The following is a 3,858-nucleotide window of genomic DNA, read 5'->3' as shown; positions in this document are numbered from 1 at the left end:
TATCCCGCCAGCAAGCCCATGACCGTGCCGACGACGGCACCGAGCGCCACGGAGACGAAGCCCGCGGCCAGCGAGATGCGCGAGCCCATCACGATACGACTGAATTCGTCGCGTCCGAGCGCATCCACGCCCATCCAGTGCAGCCACGACGGACCGGCGTTCAGCGCGTCGTAGTCGAAATAAGTTTCCGGATCGAACGGCACGATCCACGGCGCGGCGATCGCGACGAGCACGAGCAGCAGCACGAACACGCCGGCCCACATCGCCAGCTTCTGCTTGCGAAACTTGCGCCAGAACTCGCGAACTGGCGTACGCACACGGCCCGCCGGCGCGATGTTGACGCGCAACGCCGGGGCTTCGATTCGATTCATGGCGGCTCCCCTCGCTCTTACTGATAATGGATGGTCGGATTGATCAATCCGTACAGCACGTCCACCACGATATTGATCACGATGAACTCGACGGAGAACAGAAGAATCAGCCCCTGGATCACCGGGTAGTCGCGCATGTTCACCGAATCGACGAGCAGGCTGCCCATACCCGGCCATGCGAAGACCGCTTCCACGACGATCGAGCCGCCCAGCAAAAAGCCGAACTGCAGGCCCATCATCGTGACGACCGGAATCAGCGCGTTGCGAAACGTATGTTTGACGACGACGAACCACTCGGACAACCCTTTGGCCCGCGCCGTGCGCACATAGTCTTCCTGCATGACTTCGACGAACGCGGCACGCGTGAAGCGCGCCATGACCGCCGCCACACCGGCGCCGAGCGTGATCGACGGCAGGATGTAGTGCTGCCATGAGCCGGCGCCGATCGACGGCAGCCAGCCGAGTTGAACCGAGAAGATCTGCATCAGCACCATGCCGAGCGCGAACGCCGGGAACGAGATGCCGGAAACCGCGAGCGTCATGCCGACCGCGTCCGGTGCGCGATTGCGCCAGACCGCCGATACGATACCGACCACGAGCCCGAATACGACCGACCACAGCATGCTGGTGATCGTCAGAATGAAAGTGGGCATGAAGCGGTCGGCGATCTCGAGCGAGACCGGGCGCTTCGTCCGCAGCGACTGGCCCAGATCGCCGTGCAGTGCGTGATCGAAGTAGCGTACGAACTGTTTCGGCATCGGCAGGTCGAGACCGAGTTGGTGGCGCACCAGAGTGACGGTCGCTTCGTCCGCTTCGGGCCCGGCCGCGAGCCGGGCAGGGTCGCCGGGCAACACGTGCACGAACAGGAACACGGCGACCGCGACGAACACCAGAGTCGGGACGGCCCCGAGGAGCCGCCTGGCGATATAGACAAACATGGCAAGTCCGTGTTGACGAGCGCGAACGGGCGGACCCGCCCGCGCTCCGATACCGGATGCGCGATCCGCTTATTGCGTCAGATCGACGTCGCTGAAGTTGAACGAACCGTCTGGCATGGCATAAAAACCTGTCAGGCGCTTGTTCTCGACCGACAGGTTGCGATCCGTGGTGAGGAACGCCCATGGCGCATCCTTCCAGACGCGCTGCTGCGCGTCGGCGTAGAGCTGCTGCCGCTTCGTCGCATCGGTGATCAGCAACGCGTCGGACACATCCTTGTCGACGTCCTTGTTCGAGTAGTACGCCGTGTTGTAGAACACGGGCGGCCAGGCGTTGGTGGTCAGCAACGGACGCAGCGCCCAGTCGGCTTCACCCGTCGAAGCCGACCAGCCGCCGTAGTACATGCGTACCGCCGCGGTTTTCGGATCCTTCACTGTCTGGACGCGCTGCACGTTCTGGCCCGACTCGAGCAATTCGATCGTGGCCTTGATGCCGACTTGCGCCAATTGCTGCTGCAGAAACTGCACGACCTTCGCCGACGTGCCGTCGTTATAGCCCGACCATAGCGTTGTCGAGAAACCCGCCGGGTATCCCGCCTCCTTCAGAAGTTCGCGCGCCCTGGCGGGATCGTATGGCCACGGCGCCATCTTCTCTGCGAACGCCACGCCTTGCGGCACCACACCCTGCGCCGGGAACGCGTAGCCGGCGAATGCGACCTTCGCCAGCGCGTCCTTGTTGATCGCATAGTTGACGGCTTCGCGCACCCGCACATCGTCGAACGGCTTTTGCAACGTATTCATCGATATGTAGCGCGTCTTGATCGACGGACTCGCAACCAGCTCGAGCTTCGGGTTCGCCTTGAGCAGACCCGCTTGCTCGTACGGTACCGGATAAGCGAATTGCGCCTCGCCCGTCTGCACGACCGCCGCGCGGGTGTTGTTGTCGGTCACCGTGCGGAAGGTCAGCGTGTCGATCTTCGGATAGCCTTTACGCCAATAGCCGTCGAACTTCTTCACCTTCACGTACTCGGCCGGCTTCCATTCGACGAACTCGAACGGGCCCGTGCCGACCGGATGGAGCGCAATGTCTTTACCCCACTTCTTCAGCGCGGCCGGCGAGATCATCATCGCGGACGGATGAGCAAGCGCATTGATGAGGGCAGAAAAGGGCTCGTTGAGCTCGATCTTGACCGTATAAGGGTCCACGACGGTCACGGCCTTGATACGGTTGAACTGGTTGTAGCGCGCAAGCCCGTTGCTCTTGTCGAGCACGCGATCAAGATTAGCCTTGACCGCCTCGGCATTGAAGTCGGTCCCGTCCTGGAACTTCACGCCGTGACGTAACTTGAAGGTGTAGGTCAGACCGTCGGGGCTCGCCGTATAGCTTTCCGCCAGCAGCGGCTGGACCTTGAGATTCCTGTCGAAGCCGAACAACCCCTCGTAGTACGACTTGCCGACCGCCTGTGCCAGCGTCGAATTCGTGTTGTACGGATCCAGCGAATCGAGCGAGACCGGCACCGCGACGGTCACGTCTTTCGCGGCCATCGCCAACGGCGCGGTGAAAACCCCAAAGGCCAGCGCGATGGCCCCAATCCATTGTGTGGCGCGAAACGTTCGCATGGTTCTACTCCTCGTTGCGGGTGGGTACATCAAAACTGCGCGGCAATGGCGTGCTGCGCGACATAGTGGTCTCGGTCGATTTGCTTGAGCGGTACGACGACAGGCTCGTCGCCGACGTCGCGGATCGGGCTCGGGATCTCGCCCGATGACAGCTTGCGCTCGAGGTGGCGCCGCTCAGGGTCTGCGACCGGAACCGCGGCCATCAACCGCTTCGTATAGGGATGCTGCGGATTCTCGAAAATGTCGCGGCGCGAGCCGATCTCGACGATCTGGCCGAGATACATGACGGCCACCCGGTGACTGATGCGCTCCACGACGGCCATATCGTGCGAAATGAACAGCAGCGCCATGCCCATCTCGCGCTGAAGATCGATCAGCAAGTTCACGATCTGGGCTTGAATGGATACATCCAATGCGGACACCGATTCGTCGGCGATGACGACCTTCGGGTTCGTGGCGAGCGCCCGCGCGATGCAGATGCGCTGACGCTGGCCTCCCGAGAACTCGTGTGGATAGCGCTGCGCGGCATCGGCGGGCAAGCCGACTCGCTCGAGCAGATAACGCATGCGCGCTTCCGCCTCGCCCGCCGGGTAAAGCCGATGAATACGCATCGGCTCCATGATGGAGTAGCCGACCGTCAGCCTCGGGTCGAGCGAGGCCAACGGGTCCTGGAATACGAATTGAATATGACGACGCAGCTCGCGCAGCGCGTCGCCGTGCAAGCGGCTGATGTCCTGACCGTCGAACAGGATGTGGCCGCTCTGGCTCTTGACGAGTTGCAGCAGCGAGCGGCCCGTCGTCGATTTGCCGCAGCCCGATTCACCCACCAACGACAGCGTCTCGCCGCGATGCAGATCGAAGCTGATTTTTTCCACTGCATGCACACGGCGCGTGACGCGGCTCAGAAGTCCGGTACGGATATCGAAGCGCGT

Annotated in this window: 3 protein-coding genes and 1 pseudogene; all 4 read right to left on the bottom strand. The window is 62.4% G+C overall.

The window, feature by feature from the left end:
- A pseudogene (locus PXJ20_RS32690) lies at positions 1-371 on the bottom strand (glutathione ABC transporter permease GsiD); the annotation flags it as partial.
- Between the two features lie 17 nt (positions 372-388).
- The gene (gene gsiC, locus PXJ20_RS32685; RefSeq protein ID WP_042300294.1) at positions 389-1,309 is read right to left on the bottom strand and encodes a glutathione ABC transporter permease GsiC; all 921 of its coding nucleotides are present in this window, start codon (positions 1,307-1,309) and stop codon (positions 389-391) included.
- A 69-nt stretch (positions 1,310-1,378) separates the two neighbouring features.
- The gene (gsiB, locus tag PXJ20_RS32680; protein ID WP_421030431.1) at positions 1,379-2,926 is read right to left on the bottom strand and encodes a glutathione ABC transporter substrate-binding protein GsiB; all 1,548 of its coding nucleotides are present in this window, start codon (positions 2,924-2,926) and stop codon (positions 1,379-1,381) included.
- 29 nt (positions 2,927-2,955) lie between these two features.
- Positions 2,956-3,858: ABC transporter ATP-binding protein (locus PXJ20_RS32675; RefSeq protein WP_421057491.1), on the bottom strand; the 903-nt coding region annotated here is incomplete at its 5' end.

Origin of the sequence: Paraburkholderia sp. A1RI_3L, from assembly GCF_048957895.1 — a bacterium.
In the GTDB taxonomy this organism is placed as follows: Bacteria; Pseudomonadota; Gammaproteobacteria; order Burkholderiales; family Burkholderiaceae; genus Paraburkholderia; species Paraburkholderia kururiensis.
The sequence above is the reverse complement of the archived record's forward strand: the minus strand, read 5'-3'. Positions and strand labels throughout refer to the sequence as shown.

Excerpts from the sequence above, each read along its gene's own strand:
- gsiC (WP_042300294.1), bottom strand. The coding sequence starts at position 1,309 with ATGTTTGTCTATATCGCCAGGCGGCTCCTCGGGGCCGTCCCGACTCTG.
- gsiB (WP_421030431.1), bottom strand. The coding sequence starts at position 2,926 with ATGCGAACGTTTCGCGCCACACAATGGATTGGGGCCATCGCGCTGGCC.